Here is a 19,252-nt window from a genome sequence, read left to right as displayed (position 1 = left end):
ACGACGAGGGCACCGACCGCCGAGGAGGAGGTACGCGATGAGCCGTCCACGGGAGACCGTCGAGGTCGACCCGGTGCTGTTCCGCGCCGTGTACGACTCGCCCGCCTCACTGCCCGGCCGGCACCGCTGGGTCACCCCGGAGCACGACGTACGCCGGATCGAGAAGCTGCTCGGCATGCCGGCGCGCAGCATCGGCGCCCCGCTGTGGGTGAGCGGGGACGAGCCGGACTGCCCCAAGTGCGGCCGGCGGCAGACCTGGTTGGACATCGTCTCCTCGGCGCTGAAGGGCGTACACGACCGGGCGATGGTCGCCACGGTCATCCTCGGCGAGCGCAAGTACGTCAACACCGAGGTGCCGGACTCCATCGCCGGGGTGCACTGCGTGGACTGCCACACCCCGATCGAGGGCCTGCGCAGCTTCAAGTGCCACAACTGGGCGTACGCCTTCGAGGCGCTGGAGGCCGTCCTGGAGCGGATGGACGGCGGGGTCAGCCGGTCAGCTCCCTGACGTGGCGCAGCCCCGGCCGCCCGTCGAGCAGCACCTCGCCGACCGGGGTGAAGCCGGCACGGCGCAGCACGGCCAGTGAGCCCGGGTTGTCGCGCGTGGTCTCGGCGGTGAGCCGGGTCAGGCCGTACTCGTCCCGGGCCAGGTCGCAGACCTGCCGTACGCCGGCGGTGGCGAGGCCGCGCCCGGCGGCCCGCTCGGCGACCCGGTAGCCCAGCTCGGCGCTGCCGTCGGCGACGTCGACCAGGTTGAACCGGCCGAGCACCTCGCCGTCGTCGTCGACCAGGACGTGGAAGTGGCACCCGCCGGTGGCCTGCTCGGCGAGGAGCGCCGCGTGCCGGGCCGCGAAGCCGGTGAAGTAGTCGTCGCCCCGGTCCGGCACCGTACGCGCGAACCACGCCCGGTTCTCCCGCTCGAACCGCAACACCGCGTCCGCGTGACCTGCACCGAGCCGCTCCAACCCCCTCACCCACCCACCCTACCCACCACCCCCCGTCCAAGATCGCGCCGACGTCGTGCCCCCAGCCGTCGCACTTTCAGAGAAAGAGTGCGTATTCCTTCGCGAATAGCCACGCCTTCTCTGAAAGTGCGCGCAGCGGAGGGCGCGGGCGCGCGGCGGCGGCGCTGTGGGGGTGGGGGGGTGGGTGACGGGGTGGGGGGGTCAGGGGGTGCTGCGGGGGTGGGGGCGGCGGCCGGGGGGTGACGGGGGCTCGGGGCCGGGATCGGGGACCGGGGGCATGGGCAGGGTGACCGGGGCGGCGCCGGTGACGCGTACCGGCTCACCGGAATGGCGCAGCTCCACGGTGCCGTCCGGGTCGTCGGGCAGCTCGTAGCGGGCCTCGTCGCGGGTGAGGGTGACCCGCAGCCGCTGCCCGCGCCAGCGCAGGCTGAATGCGAGCCGGCGGATCCGGGCCGGCAGCCGGGGCGCGAACGACAGGTCGCCCCGGTCGTCGCGCAGCCCGCCGAAGCCCTCCACCACCGCGGTCCAGGCGCCGGCGAGGGCGGCCAGGTGCAGCCCGTCGGTGGTCTTGTCGCCCAGGTCGGCCAGGTCGTGCAGGGCCGCCTCGGCGAACAGGTCGTACGCCAGGTCCAGGTGCCCGACCTCGGCGGCGAGCACCGCCTGCGAGCCGGCGGAGAGCGACGAGTCGCGGACGGTACGGGCCTCGTAGTAGGCGAAGTTGCGGGCCTTCTCCTCGGCGGTGAACTCGCCCGGGCAGCGCTGCATGGCCAGCACCAGGTCGGCCTGCTTGACCACCTGCTTGCGGTACAGCTCCAGGTAGGGGAAGTGCAGCAGCAGCGGGTAGTCGTCGTCGGTCAGCGCGGCGAAGTCCCACTCGGGCTGCTCGGTGAAGCCGGCCGCCTGCTGGTGCACGCCGCGCTTGCGGTCGTACGGGACGGCGACCGCGTCGGCGGCGGCCCGCCAGCCGGCGATCTCGGCGGCCTCGACACCCAACTCGGCGGCGCGTACCGGGTGCCGCTCGGCGGCGTCGGCGGCGCCGCGCAGGTTGCGCCGGACCATCAGGTTCGTGAAGAGGTTGTCGTCGACCAGGGCGGCGTACTCGTCGGGGCCGGTGACGCCGGTGACGTGAAAGGCGCCGTCGTCCGACCAGTGCCCGAAGCCGTGCCAGAGCCGCGCGGTCTCCACCAGCAGCTCCAGCCCCGCCTCGCCGACGAACTCCTCGTCGCCGGTGGCCGCGACGTAGCGCAGCACGGCGTCGGCGATGTCGGCGTTGACGTGCAGGGCGGCGGTGCCGGCGGGCCAGTAGCCGGAGCACTCCCGGCCGGCGATGGTCCGCCACGGGAAGGTGGCCCCGGGCAGCCGCAGCTCGGCGGCGCGTTCCCGGGCCTCGGGCAGGTGGGCGTGCCGCCAGCGCAGCGCCGAGCGGGTGACCTCCGGCGCCAGGTACGTCAGCACCGGCAGCACGTAGCTCTCGGTGTCCCACAGGACGTGGCCGTCGTAGCCGTTGCCGGTGAGGCCCTTCGCCGGGATGGTCCGGTCACCGTCGGGCCGGCCGGCCTGGAGCAGGTGGAACACGGCGAACCGGACGGCCTGCTGGAGTTCCGGGTCGCCGTCGAGTTCCACGTCGGCGGTCGTCCAGAGCGCGTCGAGGGCGGCCCGCTGGTCGGCGAGGAGGGCGTCGAAGCCGTGCTCCCTCGCGTCGGCGGCCTCGGCGGCGACCAGGTCGGCCAGCGCGTCCGGCGGGGTCCCGTCGACCGGCGCGCACTCGTACGCGGCGAACTTGGTGATCCGCAGCCGGTCGCCGGGACGCAGCCGGCCCTCGACGGTCAGCCGCAGCCGGTCCGGGGTGCAGTCGTCGGAGGTGGTGAAACCGTCCGGCGGCTCCGTCTCGTGGGTCACCGCGACGGCGACCCGCTGGGCGCTGCGCCCGGTGCGGTGGACCAGCACCCCGGAGCAGCCGTCGGAGCGGCGGGCCTCGGCGGTCAACGGGTCGTGGACGACCGTGGCGGCGCGCGGGTCGTCGCCGCGTTCCGGCACCCGCTCGTTGGCCTGCACGTCCGAGCAGACCCGGAGCGGCACCGGGTCGTCGCCGAGCGGTTCCACCTCGTACCGGACGGCGGCGACCGCGTGCCGGGGCAGCGAGACCAGCCGGGTGCTGCGCACGCGTACCCCGTGCCCGCCCGGCGAGATCCACTCGGTCCGTCGTTCCACCACGCCGGCCCGTAGGTCCAGCACCTGTTCGTGGGTACGCAGGGTGCCGGTGCGCAGGTCCAGCGGTTCGCCGGCCACCCAGAGCTTGACCAGGGCGGCGTTGGGCGCGCTGACCACGGTGTCGCTGTGCTGCGGGAAGGCGTACCCGTCCTCGGGATAGGTCAGCTCGCGCCGCTCGTGGAAGCCGTTGAGGTAGCTGCCGGGCATCTCGACCGGCTCGCCCTCGTCGAGGGTGCCGCGCCAGCCGATCCAGCCGTTGCCCAGCGCGAGGAGCGACTCCGTCTCGCCGAGTCGGTCCAGGTCGGCGTCGGTACGGCGGATCCGCCAGCTCTCGTCGTCGCGCACGGCACTCCCGTTACCCCCTCGCGGCGGGGGCCGAATCGGCCCCGGGCTGTGAGTTGGCTGAGACGAAGGTCAGGGGCAAACCCTCACCATCGCACGATGTGCCCGGTCTCCGTGATTCGTAGCGTTTGGCCCTGGTGAACGGGGTATGAACATTTGGCGAGGTGACACATGAATCACACCGGCACGACGGACGTTCCCGACATCAGCGTAGAGTGGTACCGCGACGTCGTCGACGTGGCGTCCGACAGCCCGACACCCGTCCAGTGGTTCGCGGCGCACTTCACCGAGGGTGCGATCCTGCTGCTCGGCGCGCTGTTCCTGCTCGCCGCCGCGCCCCGGCTGCTCCGGGGCGGCCCGGCGGAACGGGCCGTCGCCCTGGTCGCGCCGGTCGCCGTGGTCCTCGCCTACGGGTGCAGCGAAGGGCTGAAGACCGTCTTCGACCAGGACCGGCCCTGCCGCGACGCCGTCCGGATCGTGGCCGCGCAGTGCCCGCCGGCCGGTGACTGGTCCTTCCCGAGCAACCACGCCACCATCGCCGGCGCGCTGGCCGTGGCCACGCTGCTCTGCTCCCGCCGGCTCGGGCTGCTCGCCGCACCGCTGGCGCTGCTCGCCGCGCTCTCCCGGGTCTTCGTCGGCGTGCACTACCCGCACGACGTCGCCGCCGGGCTGCTCCTCGGCGCGGCGGCGACGCTCACCGTCACACTCCTGGCCGCCCGCCCCACCGCCGACCTGCTGAATCGCCGCACCGACCGCACCACCCGACTCCCCGTCACCGCCCACCGCCGCTGACCGCCCCGCCCGTACCCCCACCCCGCCCCCGCCCCGATCCGGCCCAGCCCTGGCCCGGTTGCTGATCAAGAAGTTTGGGCACGGGACAGCGCTCTCCAGGGACGCAAACCTCTTGATCAACACGGGTGGGCGCCAGGGGTTGGGTGCCGCGGGGCCGCGTGAAGCGCTGGGGGTGGGCACATCGGCCCGAGTTCCCGGGCCCGCGGCCCGCGGCCCGCCCCACACGGCGGGTGCGTGCGGGTGGGTGGTGGGTGGTCAGGGGGTGAGGAGGAGGGCGGCGCAGGTGCCCAGGACCAGGAACGGGCCGAAGGGCAGGTGGGTCGACCAGGTCACCTTCCTGGCGAGCAGCAGCCCGAGGCTGGTCACCGCCGAGAACGCGAACGTCAGCACCACCCCGGCCAGCAGCACCGGCCAGCCGTACCAGCCGAGCAGAGCGCCGACGCCGACCGCCAGCTTGGCGTCGCCGAGGCCGAAGCCGCGCCGGCCGAGCAGCAGCGTGGTGGCGGCGAACGCGAGCCCGAGCCCGACGCCGGCCGCCACCGCCCGCAGCCACGGCTCGAATCCCGCCCCGGTCGACGCGGCCACCGCGAGCAGCGCGACCACTCCCGCCGCGGCCGGTGCGGTGAACCGGTCGGGCAGTCGGCGGACGGCCAGGTCGATCAGGACCAGCGGAATCGCCCAGACCAACCACCACGCGACGGCCGCGCGCTCGGCGAGCGGCGCGTCGAGCAGCACCAGCACGGCCAGGGCGGCGGCCAGGCCGGCCTCCACGCTGCCGGCCGGCGCCCCGATCCGGGTCCGACAGCGCGGACAGCGGGCCGCCGGGCCGGACCCGGGCCCACCCAGGCGGAGCGAGGCGCCGCAGCCGTCGCACCCGGTCCGGGCCGGCGACCCCGGGGGTACGGCGTGCCGGGCGACCGCGAGCCGCAGTGGCGGGGCCAGGGCCAGGGCGGCCAGGCCCCGTACGGAGAGTGATTCAGCCGTCGGTTCCGGGTGACGATCCGGTGTCGTCGAAATGTGCGACAGGTGCCCGGGAGCCGGCGTGCCGGACGGTGGGGAATCGCCGGTGGTGGGATCGGCGGCCGGGGGACGGATCGGACCATACGCATCGACAGGTGCCATATCCGTGGCCGGTACGACACGATCGACGCCGTCGCCCGCCCGTCCGTCGGCCGCCGACCCCCGATCGGGGAGCGCCAGCCGTCCGGGCGTGCCGTGCTCGCCGTCGTCCACCCCCGGCCACCTCCGATCATCACTCACCGTGTTCGATTGAATTGCCTCTGTTGCATCGGCGGACGTCAGCCTATGCTCGCCCCTTGGGTAGGACGCAACCCCCGTCGACAGGCGCCGGGTAACCGGCCGCACGTTTCACTACAGATCCACACAGGTAAATGCGGCAGCACTGAACGCAGGTCCGGACGGCAACCTCCGGGCGCGCTGCCGCATGCCCGGACGCCGCCGGGATCCGGCCGTCGGGCGGCACCGAGGAGGGCACGGCGATGCGCACACGGCATCCCCGCCGCTGGACAACCTGCCTGGTCATCGCCGCGGTGGCCGGAGCAGCCGCCGGCTGCGGCGACGGGTCGGGAACGGCCGCCGGGCCACCCGCCCGCAAGGCCACCGACCCACGGCAGTCGAGCGCGGACGAACGGGCCGCCGGACAGGCGGCGCTGAAGGCGTACGCCGGATACCTGGACGCGTCCCGGGAGGCGAGCCGGGCCAGCGACCCGCGTCATCCCGCGCTCGCCCGGTTCCTGGCCGACCCGCTGCTCACCCGGGTCCGGGTGACCCTCGACCAGGCCCGCCGGCACGGCGCGGTACGCACCGGGACGCTGCGCTCGGATCCCACGGTGACCTCGGTCAGCCTGGACACCGTCCCGCCGACCGTGGAGATCCAGGACTGCCTCGACGCCACCGCGTACCGCCTGATCTACGCCAAGGACAAGCGGGTGGTGCCCGGCTCCGGCGGTGGACGGCACCTGGCCACCGCGACCGCGACCCGCTACCCGGACGGCCGGTGGCTGATCAGCACCGGCGCCGCGCACGAGGACCAGCCGTGCTGACCTGGGGAGGAGGGCGCGTCCCGGCTCCGGCGACCGGGGCCGGGACGCCCCGCCGGCTGCTCGCCGGCACGCTGCTGGCGCTGCTGGTGGCCGTCCTCGCGCCGCTGCCGGCCGCCGCCGAGGGCCCGGGGCCGGAGTGCCCGCCCGGCCAGAACGACTGCACCATCTGGGACGACGACCCGGGTGATCCGGGCGACCCGGGTGACGGCGGAGACGGCGGCAGCACCGGCGGAGGTGGCGGCACCGCCCCGAAGTGCCAGTGGAACGGCAAGCCGCTGCCCTGCTACAACGAGTTCCTCGGCTGGTTCAACAACGGCGACGGCTGCTACTACAAGCTGGCCGAGCCGCAGCCCGAGGCTCCCGCGGGCCAGCAGTGGTACGTGCAGACCTGCAACGGCGGCGACCTGGGCACCCAGACGGTGGTGCTGCGCGACGCCCCGCCGCCCGGCTTCGGCAGCCCGCCCGACCCGGAGGAACTGGCCCGCCGGGCGCTGGCCCGGATCTCCATGCTGCCGCCCCGGATCGCGGTGGCGCCCCGCCGCAGCACCGGCCCCGGCCTGGTCGGCCTGCCGGTCTGGATGTGGGCCAGCGAGGGCCGGAACTACTTCGGGCCGACGATCACCGAATCCGAGGAGGACCGGGGCCTGCGGGTGGAACTCGTCGCCCGGTTCGACCGGATCGTCTGGAACATGGGCAACGGCGTCAAGGTCACCTGCGCCGACGAGGGCACCGAGTACGACGCGAAGGGCAAGCGCGCCGGGAAGACCTCGCCCGACTGCGGCTACGACTCCGGCTACCCGAAGGCCGGCACGTACCGGGTCAGCGCCACCACGTACTGGACGGTGACCTGGAGCGGGGGCGGCGAGAGCGGCGTCATCCCGCAGACCCGGACCAGCGGCACCATTCCGATCGAGATCGACGAGCTTCAGGTGGTTACCCGATGAGCCTGGTCACCCGCAACGGCACCCCGGTCGACGCGCCGGTCGCCCCGCCCAAGGTGGTCCGGCAACGCCGGACCCGCCCCGGCCTGCTCGGGCTGGCGGTGCTGCTGATCGCGCTCGGCGGCCTCGGCGCGGCGTTCGCGGTCACCTCGGTACGCGCCACCGGCAGCTACCTGGCGGTCGCCCGCCCGGTCGAGGTCGGCCGGACGCTCAGCGCCGACGACCTGGTCAGCGTGCAGGTCTCCGGTGGGGCCGGGCTGTCCCCGGTGCCGGCGAAGCAACTCGACGAGGTGGTCGGCAAGCGGGCGGCGGTGGGGCTGACCCCCGGCACCCTGCTGACCATGGAGCAGCTCACCGACGCTCCCCTGCTCGGCCCGGGCCAGCAGCAGATCGCGCTCGGGCTCAAGCCCAGCCAGGTGCCCGCCCGCAAGTTGCACCCCGGCGACAAGGTGCTGCTGGTCAGCACCCCCGCCGACGACGACAGCCAGGCGCCGGGCACCCGGTTCACCGGCACCGTGATCGACACGGCCACCCCGGAGAACGAGGACGTGGTGGTCTACGTGGCGCTGCCGACCCGGGACGTGCCGGCGGTGGTGGTGCTGGCCGCGCAGGAGCGGATCGCCCTGGTGCTGGTCGAGGCGGCCTGAGCATGGCGATCATCGCGCTGGTCTCGGCGAAGGGCTCGCCCGGCGTCACCACGTCCGCGCTGGCCTGCACCCTGAGCTGGCACCGACGGCTGGTGCTCGCCGAGTGCGACCCGGCCGGCGGGACGGTCCTCGCCGGCTACCTCGGCGGCGCACTCGACGGGCCCCGGGGCATCGGCGAACTGGCCGTCGGCGAACTGCGCGACGGCAACCTGGAGTCGGCGTTCTGGTCCCAACTGGTCGACCTGGACGCCCCGAAACGGGAACGGCTGCTGCTGCCCGGCGTCGTCGACCCGGCCCAGGCCGGCAGCGTCACCCCGCTCTGGCAGCGCTTCGCGGACTTCTTCGGCGACCTGGAGAAGGGCCAACCGCCGTACGACGTGATCGCCGACTGCGGCCGGCTCCAGGTGGCCGGTCCACCGTGGCCGATCCTGCGCGCCGCCACGGTGGTGCTGCTGGTCACCCGGGCACAACTGCCCGACCTGTCGGCCACCCGGTCGATGATCCGGGCGATCGAGCGGGACTTCACCGAGCACCGGGTGCCGCCGGGCACGCTGCGGCTGCTGGTGGTCGGCGACGGCCACGGCAAAGGCGAGATCAGCAAGGCGCTGCGGGTGCCGGTGATCGGCCGGTTGCCGGAGGACCGGCGTACCGCGCAGGTGCTCAGCCTCGGCGGCACCGTCCGTGCCGGACGGCCGCTGATGCGCGCGGCCGCCGGGCTGGAGACGCCGGTCCGGGCGCTGCTGGACCGCCGCCGGGCCCGACTGGCCTGGCCGGCGACGCAGGAGGTCCCCGATGCGGTTTGAGCCGGTCCACCACGACCCGCGTCGCCCGCAGCCGGGCGCGACCTCGACGATGCCGCCGCTGCCCCCGGCGAACGGACGCCACCACCACGCGCCGCCGGTCGCCGCGCCCGCCCCGGCGCCGCCGCCCCGGCCCAGGGTGGACTTCGCCGTGGTCCGCGAGCTGCGGCGGGAACTCAGCGAGCGGCTCACCCAGTGGCAGCGTGGCCGGGACTTCGACGCCAACGAGGAGGAGGTCGAACGGGCCCGGCTCGCGGTCGCCGTCGTCTCCGGCTACGCCGACTCGGTACGCCGGGCCGGCACCCCGCTCACCGCCGACGAGGAGCGGACCCTGCTCGACCAGGTGACCGCCGAACTGGTCGGCCTGGGACGGCTCCAGACGCTGCTGGTCGACGACTCCATCGAGGAGGTGCACATCCTCGGCTGCGACCAGGTGCGGATCACCCGGCACGGCGGTGGCGTCGACTGGGCCGAGCCGATCGCCGACAGCGACGAGGAGCTGGTGGAGATCCTCCAGGCGGCGGCCCGCCGGGCCGGGGCCACCGAACGGTCGCTGTCCACCTCGAAGCCGACGCTGGACCTGCAACTGCCCGACGGCAGCCGGCTCGCGGCGGTCTTCCTGGTCAGCCACCGCCCGTACGCGGTGATCCGCAAGCACAACACGCTGGACGTGAGCCTGGAGGACATCTGCGGCACCCGTCCCGACCTGGACGAGATGATCGACCCGCTGCTGCGCGACTTCCTCCGCGCGTCCATGCGGGCCGGGCTGAACATCATGGTCGCCGGGCTGGCCGGGGCGGGGAAGACCACCGTCATCCGGGCGCTGATGGACGAGATCCCGCCGGACGAGCCGTACGTGCTGCTGGAGGAGAGCCGGGAGCTGCTGCCCGCCCGGCGCGGGCACAAGCACCGGGCGGTGATGAGCTTCGAGTCCCGGGAGGGGCACGGCGAGCGCGGCCTGGACGGCCGACCCGCCGGCGAGGTGAGCATCGCCGACCTGATCCCGGTGTCGCTGCGGATGGGCGTGCTGCGGATCATCGTCGGCGAGGTGCGGTCCCGGGAGATCGTGCCGATGCTCCAGGCGATGACCACCAGCCGCGGGTCGATGTGCACCATCCACGCCCGTACCCCGGCCGGGGTGAGCGAGCGGATCATCGAGCTGGCGCTGGCCCACGGCCGGGAGATGACGGTCGACCAGGCCCGCCGGATGGCCGGCAACGCCCTCGACCTGATCGTCTACGTGACCGTCGAGGACGAGACCGCGATCGGTGGCCGCAAGCACCGCTTCGTCTCCCACGTGGAGGAGGTGATCGGGGTCGGCGAGGGCAACCGGATCATCACCACGTCGGTCTTCGGCCCCGGCCCGGACGGCCGGGCGGTCCCCCGCCACCTGCCCGAACGTATCCGCGACCAGCTGCTGCGGGTCGGCTACGACGCCCGGCTGCTGACCCGGTTCATCGAGGCCGGCGCCGGCGCCTGGCGTCGTCCCCGGCACAGCCGCCTCGGCCCGGCGGTGCGCCGGTGAGCGCGAGGAGTGAGCCGGGGTTGCGAGCCCCGCAGTCGCGAACGGAGACACTCCGATGAGCGAGATCGAGCTGATCGCGGTCGTCTCCGGGGCGGCCTGCGTGGCCGGGCTGGTCCTGGCCGTGGTCGCGGTGGTCGGCACCCGCAAGCCCGTCCGACCCCGGCCGGCCGCCGGGCGGGGCCTGCGCCGGATCTGGGTCGGCTCCGGCGCCGGCCGGCGGGAACGCCGGATCCACCAGGCCCGGCTCGCCGTGGCGCTGGTCGCCGGGGCGGTCGCGTTCCTGCTCAGCGGGTTGCCGGTGGTGGGGCTGATCGTGGCGGTGGCGGTGCCCGGTGTGCCCTGGCTCTTCGCCGTCGGCAAGGCCGAGCAGCGGACCATCGCCCGGATCGAGGCGGTCGGCGAGTGGACCCGCCGGCTCAAGGACGTCTCCGCCACCGGGCAGGGCCTCCAGCAGGCCATCATCGGCACCATCGCCACCGTCCCGGAGGAGATCCAGGAGGAGGTGCGGCTGCTCGCCGCCCGCCTCCAGGCCGGCTGGACGGCCCGCGCCGCCCTGCTCGCCTTCGCCGACGAGATCGGCGACCCGGTCTGCGATCAGGTGGTGGCCGCGCTGATCCTGCACCTCACCGACCGGGGTGAGCGCCTCGGCGACGTGCTCGGCTCGATCGCCTCGGCCGCCGCCGCCGAGGTGGCCACCCGGCGCGAGGTGGAGGCCAAGCGCACCCAGCCCCGGTTCGCGGTCCGCTTCCTCACCGGCATGACCCTGGTCGTGCTCGCGTACGGGCTGCTGAACATCGACTACGTCCGCCCGTACGGCAGCGTCCTCGGCCAGCTCGTGATGGCGGTGCTCAGCGCGGCGTTCGTCGGGCTGCTGGTCTGGGTGCGGTCGATGAGCCAGCCCCCGCCGCCGGCCCGCTTCCTGCCCGCCCCGGATCTTCAGGAGGCGGTCGCATGATGCTCAACTGGCAGCTCGCGATCGCCGTGCTCGGCGGCGCGGGGGTGGGGCTGGGCCTGTTCCTGCTGGTCCGCGAGGCGCTGCCGGCGTCCCCGGCGCTCGGTCCCGCGCTGCGCCGGCTGCACCAGCCGCCCGGCACCGTCGCCCCGACGCGCGGGCCGGACTGGCTGGGCGGCTTCTCCCGCTGGCTCAGCCCGCCGCACCGGCAGCTCGCCCTGATCGACCAGACCCCCGAGCAGTACGCCCTCTCCGTGCTCCTCTCCGGACTGGTCGGGCTGGCCATCCCGACCGTGCTCGGCGCGGTGCTCTTCCTCGGCGGGGTCCACCTGCCGGTGGCCGTACCGGTGCTGGGCAGCATCGGGATGGCGATGGTCTGTGCGCTGCTCGCCCACCGGGCGGTGCTGGCGAAGGCGGACGCCGCCCGCGACGAGTTCCGCCAGGCGGTCTGCACCTACCTGGACCTGGTGGCGTTGCAGCTCTCGGCGGCGCACGGCCCGGTGCAGTCGCTGGAACGCGCGGCGGCGGTCTGCGACGGCTGGGTCTTCGACCGGATCCAGGAGTCGCTGCGGATCGCGCAGATGCAGATGCACTCCCCGTGGGACGAGCTCCAGGAGCTGGCCGAGCGGATCGGCATCCCGGAGCTGGGCGACGTCGGGGCGATCATGCGCAACTCCGGCAGCGAGGGCGCGCAGGTGCACGAGACCCTGCGCAGCCGCGCGGACTCGCTGCGGGACCAGATCCGCACCGACAACCTGGCCCGGGCCGAGGGGGTCACCAGCCGCCTCGACATCCCCGGCTCGCTGCTGGTCTTCGTCCTGCTCGGTTTCATCCTCTACCCCTTCGTGGCCCGCCTGTAGTCCCCTCCCCGACAAGGAGCACCCCGATGCAACTGCTCACCTTCCTCTACGTCGCCACGGTGGCCCGCCTGTCCGAGCTGCGCCGCGAGGCCGACCGGGGCGACAGCCCGGTGCCGACCGCGGTGATCATCGCCGGGCTGGTCGCGGCCGGCATCACCGTCACCGCCCTGGTCGCGACCAAGGCCAAGGCGTGGATGGACGGCATCCCGACCAGGTGATCCGCATCCGTCCCGCCGTCGCGTCCCGGGACCGGACGGCCGCCGCCGTCCGGTCCCCCGGCACGCCCTCCCGCGTCCCCGGCCGGCCCGGTCCGCGCGCCGCCGTCCGGGCCGGCCTGCGCGCCGCCGTCCGGGCCGTCCGACGCCGCCTCACCGCCGCCAGTACGGACCGGGGCGCGAACCCCGTCGAGCTGGCCGTCGTGATGCCCGCGGTGCTGGTGCTGCTCTTCGCCTCCGTCCAGGTGGCGGTCTGGTTCGTGGCCCGCTCCACCGCGCTGCACGCGGCGCAGAGCGGGGTCAACGCCCAGCGGACGCTGCACGCCCCGGCGGGCGCGGGCGAGGCCCGCGCCGCCCGGTTCCTCGGCAGCGCCGGCGACTGGCTGGTCGGCGCGAAACCGACCTGCCTCACCGGTGCCACCGAGGTCACCTGCACGGTCACCGGCCGGTCCCTGTCGGTCGTCCCGGGCGTCAGCTTCGGGGTACGGCAGACCGCGCACGGCACCGTCGAGCGCTGGACCACCCCGTGAGCGCCCCGGTGGACGGCCGTGCCCGGGGCTCGGTGTCGGTGGAGGTGGCCGTGCTGGCCCCGGCGTTCATCATGCTGATGGTGCTGGCCGGGGTGACCGGGCGGACGGCGGTCGCCGACGAGGCGGTCGAGTCGGCCGCGCACGACGCCGCCCGGGCCGCCTCGATCTCCCGGGACGCCGCCACCGCCCGCGCCGCCGCCCGGAACGCCGTCCGCCGCCAGCTCGACTGGCGACGCCTCAACTGCGAGGGCGCCCCGAGGATCACCTTCAGCGGTTCGGTACGCGGCCGGCCGGCCGGCTTCGACGCGGCGTACCGCAGCCCGGTCGGGGAGCCGGCGAGCGTGACGGTCGCGATCACCTGCGTGGTCTCCCACGCCGACCTGCGGGCCCCCGGCCTGCCCGGCGTGCCGCTGCGCACCACCGCCTCGGCGACCTTCACCTCGCCGCTGGACCGCTACCGGAGCCGGGGATGAGGGCGCGCGGGCTGCGGCGGGACGAGGGACGGGTCAGCCTGTTCCTCGCCGTCACCATGACCGGCGTGCTGGCGATCATCGGGGTCGCGTACGACGGCGCCGGTCAGCTCCGGTCCCTGCAACGCGCCGACAACCTCGCCGCCGAGGCGGCCCGCAGCGGCGGCCAGGCCGTCGACCGGGCCCGGGCGATCGAGGGCGGCCCGAAGGAGATCGACGAGGCCGACGCCCGGGCCGCCGTCCGCGACTACCTCGCGGCGGCCGGCGTGACCCGCTACCGGGTCACCTTCCCGGTGGTCGGCGGCGAGAAGCAGATCCAGGTCCGGGTCACCGTCACCTACCGCCGGCACATGCTCGGCCTGTTCGGCATGGACAGCACCGTCACCGTCTCGGGCGAGGCCACCGCGCGCGCCCTCACCGAGGCACCGTAGGAAGGAAGGCCGCCATGACCGCACCCCGTGGTTCCGCCGCCCGGCGGGCCGGGCAGCTGCTCACCGGCTTCGGCTCGCTGGTCGTGCTGATCGCGCTGCTGGCGGGCGCACCGGTGGCGCTGCTCGCCTTCGCCGGCAACCCGCTCCCCGACCACCTGCCCACCCTCGCCGAGGTGGGCACCGCGCTGACCAGTCGCGACGACGGCCGGCTCTTCCTGCGGGCGCTGGCGGTCCTCGGCTGGTTCGGCTGGGCGACGTTCACCTTCTCCGTCCTGGTGGAGCTGGGGGCGCAGGCGGCACGGCGACCCGCGCCCCGGCTGCCCGGGATGAGCCGGCAGCAGCGGGCGGCGGCGGCCCTGGTCGGATCGGTCGCGCTGATCGTCGCGGCGGCCCCGGCGGCCAGCGCGGCGACGACCGTGGCGTACCCGGCGACGGTCGCAGCCGCGCCGCCGGCCGCCACCACGGTTGTGCTGGCCGCGCCGACGGCGACGACGGCGGGCGCGGTGCCGGAGGGCAGCGGGTCCGAGGCCACCCGTACGCCGGCGACCCCACCCGTCTACCAGGTCGCCAGGGGCGACTACCTGGGTGAGGTGGCCGAGCGCTACCTGGACGACTTCGACCGCTACCGGGAGGTGGCCCGGCTCAACCGGCTGGCCGACCCGGACCGGATCCGCCCCGGCCAGTTGATCAAGTTGCCGGCGCAGGCCACCGACAGTGGCGCCCGGCAGCACGCGACCGGCCGCCTGGTGGCGTCCCCGCCCCGCAAGCCGTCGCCGCGCCCGCCCGCGGCCACCCCGCAGGAGTCACCGGGGACGGCCACGCCCGGCGCGCCGGGGCCGGACACCCGGGCCACCCCGGACGAGCGGGTCGACCCGCGATCGCCGGAGCAGCCGGTGCCGCAGCAGCCGGCGCCGCAGCGGGACGAGCCGGTGGGGGTGCCGCCGGCGCTGGCCGCCGGGGCGTCCCGGGCCACCGCCGACGACGGCATCAACCGGCCGCTGGCCGTCTCGGCGGTGCTCGCCGTGGCGAGCATCGTCGGCGCGCAGATCGGCGCGGTCCTGGGGCTGCGCCGCCGCCCGGCCCGGGCCACCGCCGCCGCTGCCCGCGCGCTGGTCACCGGGCGGCACCGCCGGGACTGACCAGGAGCGGGTGGGTCACCCGCGCGGCACCGCCGGGACCGACCCGGGTCAGGGCAGCTTGGTCTGCAGCACGCCGTCGACCACCCGGGTGGGCAGGAGCTGCTGGTCGTTGGGGGACGGCCCGTGCACGACCTCGCCGCCGTTGAGGCGGAACGCCGAGCCGTGCCACGGGCAGACCACGCAGTCGTGCCCGTCGATCTCCTGCACCTCGCCCTCGCCGAGCGGGCCACTCTGGTGCGGGCAGCGTTCCAGCATCACGGTGACCTCGTCGCCGTGCCGGTAGAGAATCACCGAGACGTCGTCCACCTCGCGGGTGACGAGCCGGCGCTGCGGCAGGGTGGCCAGGTCGGCGACCGCCTTCCACTCGTCGCTCATCCGGTGCAGCTCGGAGATGCTCTGGCTGACCTGCGCACCCTGCTTGTACGCCAGGTGCCCGCCGATGTACGCCCCGGCGCTCGCCGCGCTCAACCCCAGGTACGCCAGCGCCCGGCCCGTCCCGTGCCGGCCACTGAGCCGGGCGGCCAGCGAACCGGCGTAGAGCGCCAGTCCGACGGAGTTGGCGGCGGCGTGCACCAGGCCGACCCGGCGCTGGTCCCGGGCGAGGGCAGCCCAGTCGTTCAGCCCGGCGACGGCGGCGGGCACCGCGCCCACCGTGCCGAGGGCGACCAGTGTGGTCGCCGCCCGGCGCTGCCCGGGCAGCAGGTCCACCAAGGCGGCGCTGATCCAGGCGCCCACCGGCACCTGCACCATCGCCGGGTGCAGCGGGTGGCCCAGCCAGACGCCGTGCAGCAGGTCGCGGACCCGCTGCGGGCGCAGGGTCCCCTGCACCGCGCGTTGCAGCCGGTCACCGATCCGGTCCAGCTTCGCGTTCTGCTCGATCTTCGTCATCAGCGCTCGCACCTTCTCCGACTTCCCGGCAGGTGCGGTCGCAAACCGGGCGGGCGGCACGATCCCCCGCACGGAGGACGCCTGGGCTAACCTCCCGGGATGCGTCCCCACCGGATCTCCCGCGCCGAGGCCCGACGCGTCGCGGTACGCGCGCAACTGCTCGACGCCAACCGGTCCTCGGATCTGCTGCCGACGGTCGAGCAGCTCACCTTCCTCCAGCTCGATCCGACGGCGGCCGTGGCGCCCAGCGCCGACCTCGTCGCCTGGTGCCGGCTCGGCGCCGGGTACCGGCCGGCGCACCTGCAGCAGGCGGTGGAGCGGGACCGCACCCTGTACGAGCACAACGCCTACGTCCGGCCGATGACGGATCTCGGGCTGCACCTGGCCGACATGGCGGCCTGGCCGCCGGAGGGCAGCCGCGCGCTCGCCTGGCTGACCGCGAACGACTCCTTCCGCCGGTACGTGCTCGACCTGCTGCGCGACTCCGGCCCGCTGCTGTCCCGCGAGGTGCCGGACCGCAGTGTGGTGCCGTGGCCGTCGACCGGCTGGACGAACAACCGCAACGTCACCCAGATGCTGGAGTTCCTCGCCGCCCGGGGCGAGGTCGCCATCGCCGGCCGGATCGGCCGTCAGCGGCGGTGGGACCTGGCCGAGCGGGTCTATCCGGCGGACACCGAGGTCGTGCCGGCGGACGAGGCCCGGCGGATCCGCGACGAGCGACGGCTGCGCTCGCTGGGCATCGCCCGGGCGTCGGTGGTCGGGGAGGCCGGTGAGCCGGCCGAGGTCGAGGGCACCCCGGGTGGTTGGCGGGTCGACCCGGCGGCGCTGGACCAGCCGTTCGCCGGGCGCACCGCGCTGCTGTCCCCCTTCGACCGGCTGGTCCACGACCGGAAACGGCTGTGGGAGCTGTTCGACTTCGAGTACGTCCTGGAGATGTACGTGCCGAAGGCCAAGCGGCGCTGGGGCTACTTCGCGCTGCCCGTGCTGCACCACGACCGGATGGTCGGCAAGGTGGACGCCACCGCCGACCGGAAGGCGGGCGTGCTGCGGGTGCACGCCGTCCACGAGGACGTCCCCTTCGACGGTGAGGTCAGCGCGGCCGTCGACGCGGAGCTGGAGGCGCTGGCGACGTGGCTGGGGCTGACCACCGTCACCCGCGCCGGACGAGTTGTCGACGTCGGGTGACGGATGGCCGCCGCTGGGCTCAGCCACCCCAGCGGTCGCTGTGCAGCGCCTCGGCCAGCGGGCGCTTCTGCCGCCACCCGTGCCGGGCCAGGTCGGGGACGGACTCCAGGTGGGTCACCGGCCCGACACAGAGCCAGGCGACCGGGCGGATCCCCGCCGGGACGCCCAGCAGGTCGGCCAGGAACGGCTCCCGGTAGAAGGAGACCCAGCCGACGCCGAGTCCTTCGGCGGTGGCGGCGAGCCAGAGGTTCTGGATCGCCAGGCAGACCGAGTAGAGGCCGGCGTCGGCGATGGCGTGCCGGCCGAGCACGGCGGGGCCGCCCCGGGACGGGTCGTAGGTGACCACGATCGACAGGGTCGACTCCAACACCCCGTCGATCTTGATACGGGCGAACCGGGCGGCCGCCTCGCCGTCCAGGGTGGCGGCGAAGGTGTCCCGCTCCACCTGCACGTGCTCGTGGAAGCGGCGACGGATCCCGGCGTCCCGGACCAGGACGAAGTCCCACGGCTGCGAGTAGCCGACGCTGGGCGCGGCGTGCGCCGCGTCGAGGACCCGGTGCAGGGTGTCGTCCGGCACCGGCGCGCCGGTGAACTCGGCGCGGACGTCCCGACGGCGGTGGATGGCGGTGTAGAGGTCCATGGCAGGCTCCCGCTGCGCTCGGCCCACCGGCAGGTGGGCGGTCGACGCGAGGCCGGTCTTCGGACTCCCGGATCGACGCCTGGCCGTCCGCCTTCCCAGCCGTACGGCCAGTGGCTGCGCTGCTCGCGCGTGGACGGTGGCTCCCCGGTCACCGCGGCGGGCCCGTGCCGGATTCGCACCGGCTTCCCAGATTCTCCCCGCAGCCGCGGGGCACCTCGCATGATCGTGCCGTCGGCGATGCTAGCGGCCGGACGGGTGGAACCGGCAGGCGCGCCGGCCCGGTCGCCGTCTACAGTGTCGGACTCCGGCCTGTGACCCGGTCGAGCCGACCGTCGAGGCCAGCACCCACGGGGGAAACACCATGACGCGTACGCCTGCCCGAATCGTCCGTACCGCCCTGACCCTGGTCGTCGCCGCCGGCCTCGCGGCGGGCTGCCAGAGCGAGGAGAAGTCGGCCACGCCGGCCGCCGCGCCGTCGGCGTCCACCGCGCCCAGCCCGACGGTCGACGTCGCCGCCAACAGCAAGCAGGTCTGCGACGCCAGCCTCGCCCTGGTCAAGAAGCACTTCGTCGCGATGGCGGACGACGCCATCGCGGCCATCGACAAGCCGGTCAGCGCCAAGGAGGCGGGCGAGAAGGTCCGCGCGAACTACACCGCCATCGCCGAGGGGCTGCGCGTCGAGGCGCCCAAGGCGGCCGACCCGCAGGTGCGCACCGCCCTGGAGAACCTGGCCGGCGCGGTCAAGAAGCGGCTCACCGGCCCGGACGCCACCAAGGTGGAGGCCCCGGACCTGGACCCGACCCTGAAGGCGGTCGACGCCGCCTGCGGCAACTGACCATCGGGCGCCGGCCTGCCCCTGGCGGGCCGGCGCCACCGGAGGGCATGCTGTGCCGATGGCCGTACACGTGGCGCACGACGGACCGGTGACCACGGTGATCCTGGATCGGGCGGCGTCCCGCAACGCCGTCGACGGGCCGACCGCGCGGGCCCTCGCCGACGCGTTCCGCGCCTTCGAGGCCGACCCGGACGCCCGGGTCGCGGTGCTCTGGGGCGCGGGCGGCACGTTCTGCTCGGGGGCCGACCTCAAGGCGATCGGCACGCCGCGCGGCAACCGGGTCGAGCCGGACGGCGACGGCCCGATGGGTCCGACCCGGATGTCGCTGTCCAAGCCGGTCGTCGCCGCGATCTCCGGGTACGCCGTGGCCGGCGGGCTGGAGCTGGCGCTCTGGTGCGACCTGCGGGTCGCCGAGTCGGACGCGGTGCTCGGGGTCTTCTGCCGGCGGTGGGGCGTACCGCTCGTCGACGGCGGGACGGTGCGGCTGCCCAGGCTGATCGGGGAGAGCCGCGCGATGGACCTGATCCTCACCGGCCGCCCGGTCGGCGCCGACGAGGCGTACGCGATGGGTCTGGTCAACCGGGTGGTCCCGCCGGGTGAGTCGCGGACGGCGGCCGAGCGGCTGGCCGCCGACATCGCCCGCCACCCGCAGGCGTGCCTGCGCAACGACCGCGCCTCGGTGCTGGCCGGCGCGGGTCTGTCCGAGCCGGAGGCGATGGCCACCGAGCTGGCCTACGGCCTGGACTCGCTCGCCACGGACGCCGTGGCCGGCGCGGCCCGCTTCGCGGCCGGCGCCGGCCGGCACGGCCGGTGAGCCCGCG

22 protein-coding genes and 1 riboswitch are annotated in these 19,252 nt (G+C 75.0%); of the genes, 17 read left to right on the top strand and 5 right to left on the bottom strand.

Annotated elements, in window-relative coordinates; all coding sequences use genetic code 11:
• Window positions 1-37 precede the first annotated feature (37 nt).
• A complete protein-coding gene (locus tag GA0070614_RS17195; protein WP_088976918.1) occupies window positions 38-508 on the top strand; it encodes a hypothetical protein in 471 nt (156 codons plus the stop codon).
• On the opposite strand, the gene GA0070614_RS17190 is transcribed toward GA0070614_RS17195, so the two are convergent.
• A complete protein-coding gene (locus GA0070614_RS17190) occupies window positions 489-974 on the bottom strand; it encodes a GNAT family N-acetyltransferase (protein ID WP_088976917.1) in 486 nt (161 codons plus the stop codon). The genes GA0070614_RS17195 and GA0070614_RS17190 overlap by 20 nt on opposite strands.
• Before the next feature lie 192 nt (window positions 975-1,166).
• A complete protein-coding gene (locus GA0070614_RS17185) occupies window positions 1,167-3,521 on the bottom strand; it encodes a glycoside hydrolase family 65 protein (protein WP_088976916.1) in 2,355 nt (784 codons plus the stop codon).
• Between the two features lie 168 nt (window positions 3,522-3,689).
• Between GA0070614_RS17185 and GA0070614_RS17180 the strand changes: the two genes are divergently transcribed.
• Window positions 3,690-4,310 carry a phosphatase PAP2 family protein gene (locus GA0070614_RS17180; protein ID WP_088976915.1) on the top strand — a complete coding sequence of 207 codons (621 nt, stop codon included), beginning with the start codon at window positions 3,690-3,692 and terminating at the stop codon, window positions 4,308-4,310.
• A 255-nt stretch (window positions 4,311-4,565) separates the two neighbouring features.
• Here GA0070614_RS17180 and GA0070614_RS17175 read toward each other — a convergent pair whose 3' ends face one another.
• The gene (locus tag GA0070614_RS17175; protein ID WP_408630775.1) at window positions 4,566-5,327 is read right to left on the bottom strand and encodes a prepilin peptidase; all 762 of its coding nucleotides are present in this window, start codon (window positions 5,325-5,327) and stop codon (window positions 4,566-4,568) included.
• A gap of 482 nt (window positions 5,328-5,809) precedes the next feature.
• Between GA0070614_RS17175 and GA0070614_RS17170 the strand changes: the two genes are divergently transcribed.
• From GA0070614_RS17170 to GA0070614_RS17115, 12 genes are all read left to right on the top strand, one after another.
• Complete coding sequence (locus tag GA0070614_RS17170; RefSeq protein ID WP_088976914.1) at window positions 5,810-6,373, top strand: hypothetical protein; 564 nt, start codon at window positions 5,810-5,812, stop codon at window positions 6,371-6,373.
• A complete protein-coding gene (locus GA0070614_RS17165; protein WP_088976913.1) occupies window positions 6,367-7,317 on the top strand; it encodes a hypothetical protein in 951 nt (316 codons plus the stop codon). Before GA0070614_RS17170 ends, GA0070614_RS17165 begins: the two co-directional genes overlap by 7 nt.
• The gene (locus GA0070614_RS17160; protein ID WP_088976912.1) at window positions 7,314-7,961 is read left to right on the top strand and encodes an SAF domain-containing protein; all 648 of its coding nucleotides are present in this window, start codon (window positions 7,314-7,316) and stop codon (window positions 7,959-7,961) included. Before GA0070614_RS17165 ends, GA0070614_RS17160 begins: the two co-directional genes overlap by 4 nt.
• Window positions 7,962-7,963: 2 nt before the next feature.
• Window positions 7,964-8,764 (top strand): P-loop NTPase family protein, encoded by an 801-nt coding sequence (locus GA0070614_RS17155; protein WP_088976911.1) that lies wholly within the window; start codon window positions 7,964-7,966, stop codon window positions 8,762-8,764.
• On the top strand, window positions 8,754-10,286 hold the full coding sequence (locus tag GA0070614_RS17150; RefSeq protein ID WP_088976910.1) for a CpaF family protein: 1,533 nt from the start codon (window positions 8,754-8,756) through the stop codon (window positions 10,284-10,286). The genes GA0070614_RS17155 and GA0070614_RS17150 overlap by 11 nt, the downstream gene beginning before the upstream one ends.
• A gap of 55 nt (window positions 10,287-10,341) precedes the next feature.
• A complete protein-coding gene (locus GA0070614_RS17145) occupies window positions 10,342-11,241 on the top strand; it encodes a type II secretion system F family protein (RefSeq protein WP_088976909.1) in 900 nt (299 codons plus the stop codon).
• Window positions 11,241-12,098, top strand: coding sequence for a type II secretion system F family protein (locus tag GA0070614_RS17140; protein WP_088976908.1), 858 nt, complete (start codon window positions 11,241-11,243; stop codon window positions 12,096-12,098). Before GA0070614_RS17145 ends, GA0070614_RS17140 begins: the two co-directional genes overlap by 1 nt.
• A 26-nt stretch (window positions 12,099-12,124) precedes the next feature.
• A complete protein-coding gene (locus tag GA0070614_RS17135; RefSeq protein ID WP_088976907.1) occupies window positions 12,125-12,316 on the top strand; it encodes a hypothetical protein in 192 nt (63 codons plus the stop codon).
• A 116-nt stretch (window positions 12,317-12,432) separates the two neighbouring features.
• Window positions 12,433-12,843, top strand: a complete 411-nt coding sequence (locus GA0070614_RS17130) for a TadE/TadG family type IV pilus assembly protein (protein WP_231933706.1) — start codon at window positions 12,433-12,435, stop codon at window positions 12,841-12,843.
• Window positions 12,844-12,851: 8 nt separating this feature from the next.
• Complete coding sequence (locus GA0070614_RS17125; protein ID WP_088979477.1) at window positions 12,852-13,316, top strand: TadE/TadG family type IV pilus assembly protein; 465 nt, start codon at window positions 12,852-12,854, stop codon at window positions 13,314-13,316.
• Window positions 13,313-13,744 carry a hypothetical protein gene (locus tag GA0070614_RS17120; protein WP_088976906.1) on the top strand — a complete coding sequence of 144 codons (432 nt, stop codon included), beginning with the start codon at window positions 13,313-13,315 and terminating at the stop codon, window positions 13,742-13,744. The genes GA0070614_RS17125 and GA0070614_RS17120 overlap by 4 nt, the downstream gene beginning before the upstream one ends.
• 14 nt (window positions 13,745-13,758) lie before the next feature.
• Window positions 13,759-14,883: a LysM peptidoglycan-binding domain-containing protein gene (locus GA0070614_RS17115; protein ID WP_088976905.1), complete on the top strand. Its 1,125-nt coding sequence runs from the start codon at window positions 13,759-13,761 to the stop codon at window positions 14,881-14,883.
• 48 nt (window positions 14,884-14,931) lie between these two features.
• Here GA0070614_RS17115 and GA0070614_RS17110 read toward each other — a convergent pair whose 3' ends face one another.
• Complete coding sequence (locus GA0070614_RS17110; RefSeq protein WP_231933309.1) at window positions 14,932-15,771, bottom strand: Rieske 2Fe-2S domain-containing protein; 840 nt, start codon at window positions 15,769-15,771, stop codon at window positions 14,932-14,934.
• A gap of 99 nt (window positions 15,772-15,870) precedes the next feature.
• Between GA0070614_RS17110 and GA0070614_RS17105 the strand changes: the two genes are divergently transcribed.
• Entirely contained in the window at window positions 15,871-16,956 is a 1,086-nt protein-coding gene (locus GA0070614_RS17105; RefSeq protein ID WP_088976903.1) for a DNA glycosylase AlkZ-like family protein, read from the top strand.
• Between the two features lie 19 nt (window positions 16,957-16,975).
• Here the strand turns inward: GA0070614_RS17105 and bluB are convergent, their stop codons facing one another.
• Window positions 16,976-17,596: a 5,6-dimethylbenzimidazole synthase gene (bluB, locus tag GA0070614_RS17100; RefSeq protein ID WP_088976902.1), complete on the bottom strand. Its 621-nt coding sequence runs from the start codon at window positions 17,594-17,596 to the stop codon at window positions 16,976-16,978.
• A 33-nt stretch (window positions 17,597-17,629) separates the two neighbouring features.
• Window positions 17,630-17,829, bottom strand: a riboswitch (cobalamin riboswitch).
• 128 nt (window positions 17,830-17,957) lie between these two features.
• Here bluB and GA0070614_RS17095 point away from each other — a divergent pair.
• Window positions 17,958-18,431: a hypothetical protein gene (locus GA0070614_RS17095; RefSeq protein WP_088976901.1), complete on the top strand. Its 474-nt coding sequence runs from the start codon at window positions 17,958-17,960 to the stop codon at window positions 18,429-18,431.
• Between the two features lie 58 nt (window positions 18,432-18,489).
• Window positions 18,490-19,245: a crotonase/enoyl-CoA hydratase family protein gene (locus tag GA0070614_RS17090; RefSeq protein WP_088976900.1), complete on the top strand. Its 756-nt coding sequence runs from the start codon at window positions 18,490-18,492 to the stop codon at window positions 19,243-19,245.
• The last annotated feature ends 7 nt before the right edge of the window (window positions 19,246-19,252 follow it).

The sequence above is a fragment of the Micromonospora coxensis genome, from assembly GCF_900090295.1.
Taxonomy (GTDB): Bacteria; Actinomycetota; Actinomycetes; order Mycobacteriales; family Micromonosporaceae; genus Micromonospora; species Micromonospora coxensis.
The sequence above is the reverse complement of the archived record's forward strand: the minus strand, read 5'-3'. Positions and strand labels throughout refer to the sequence as shown.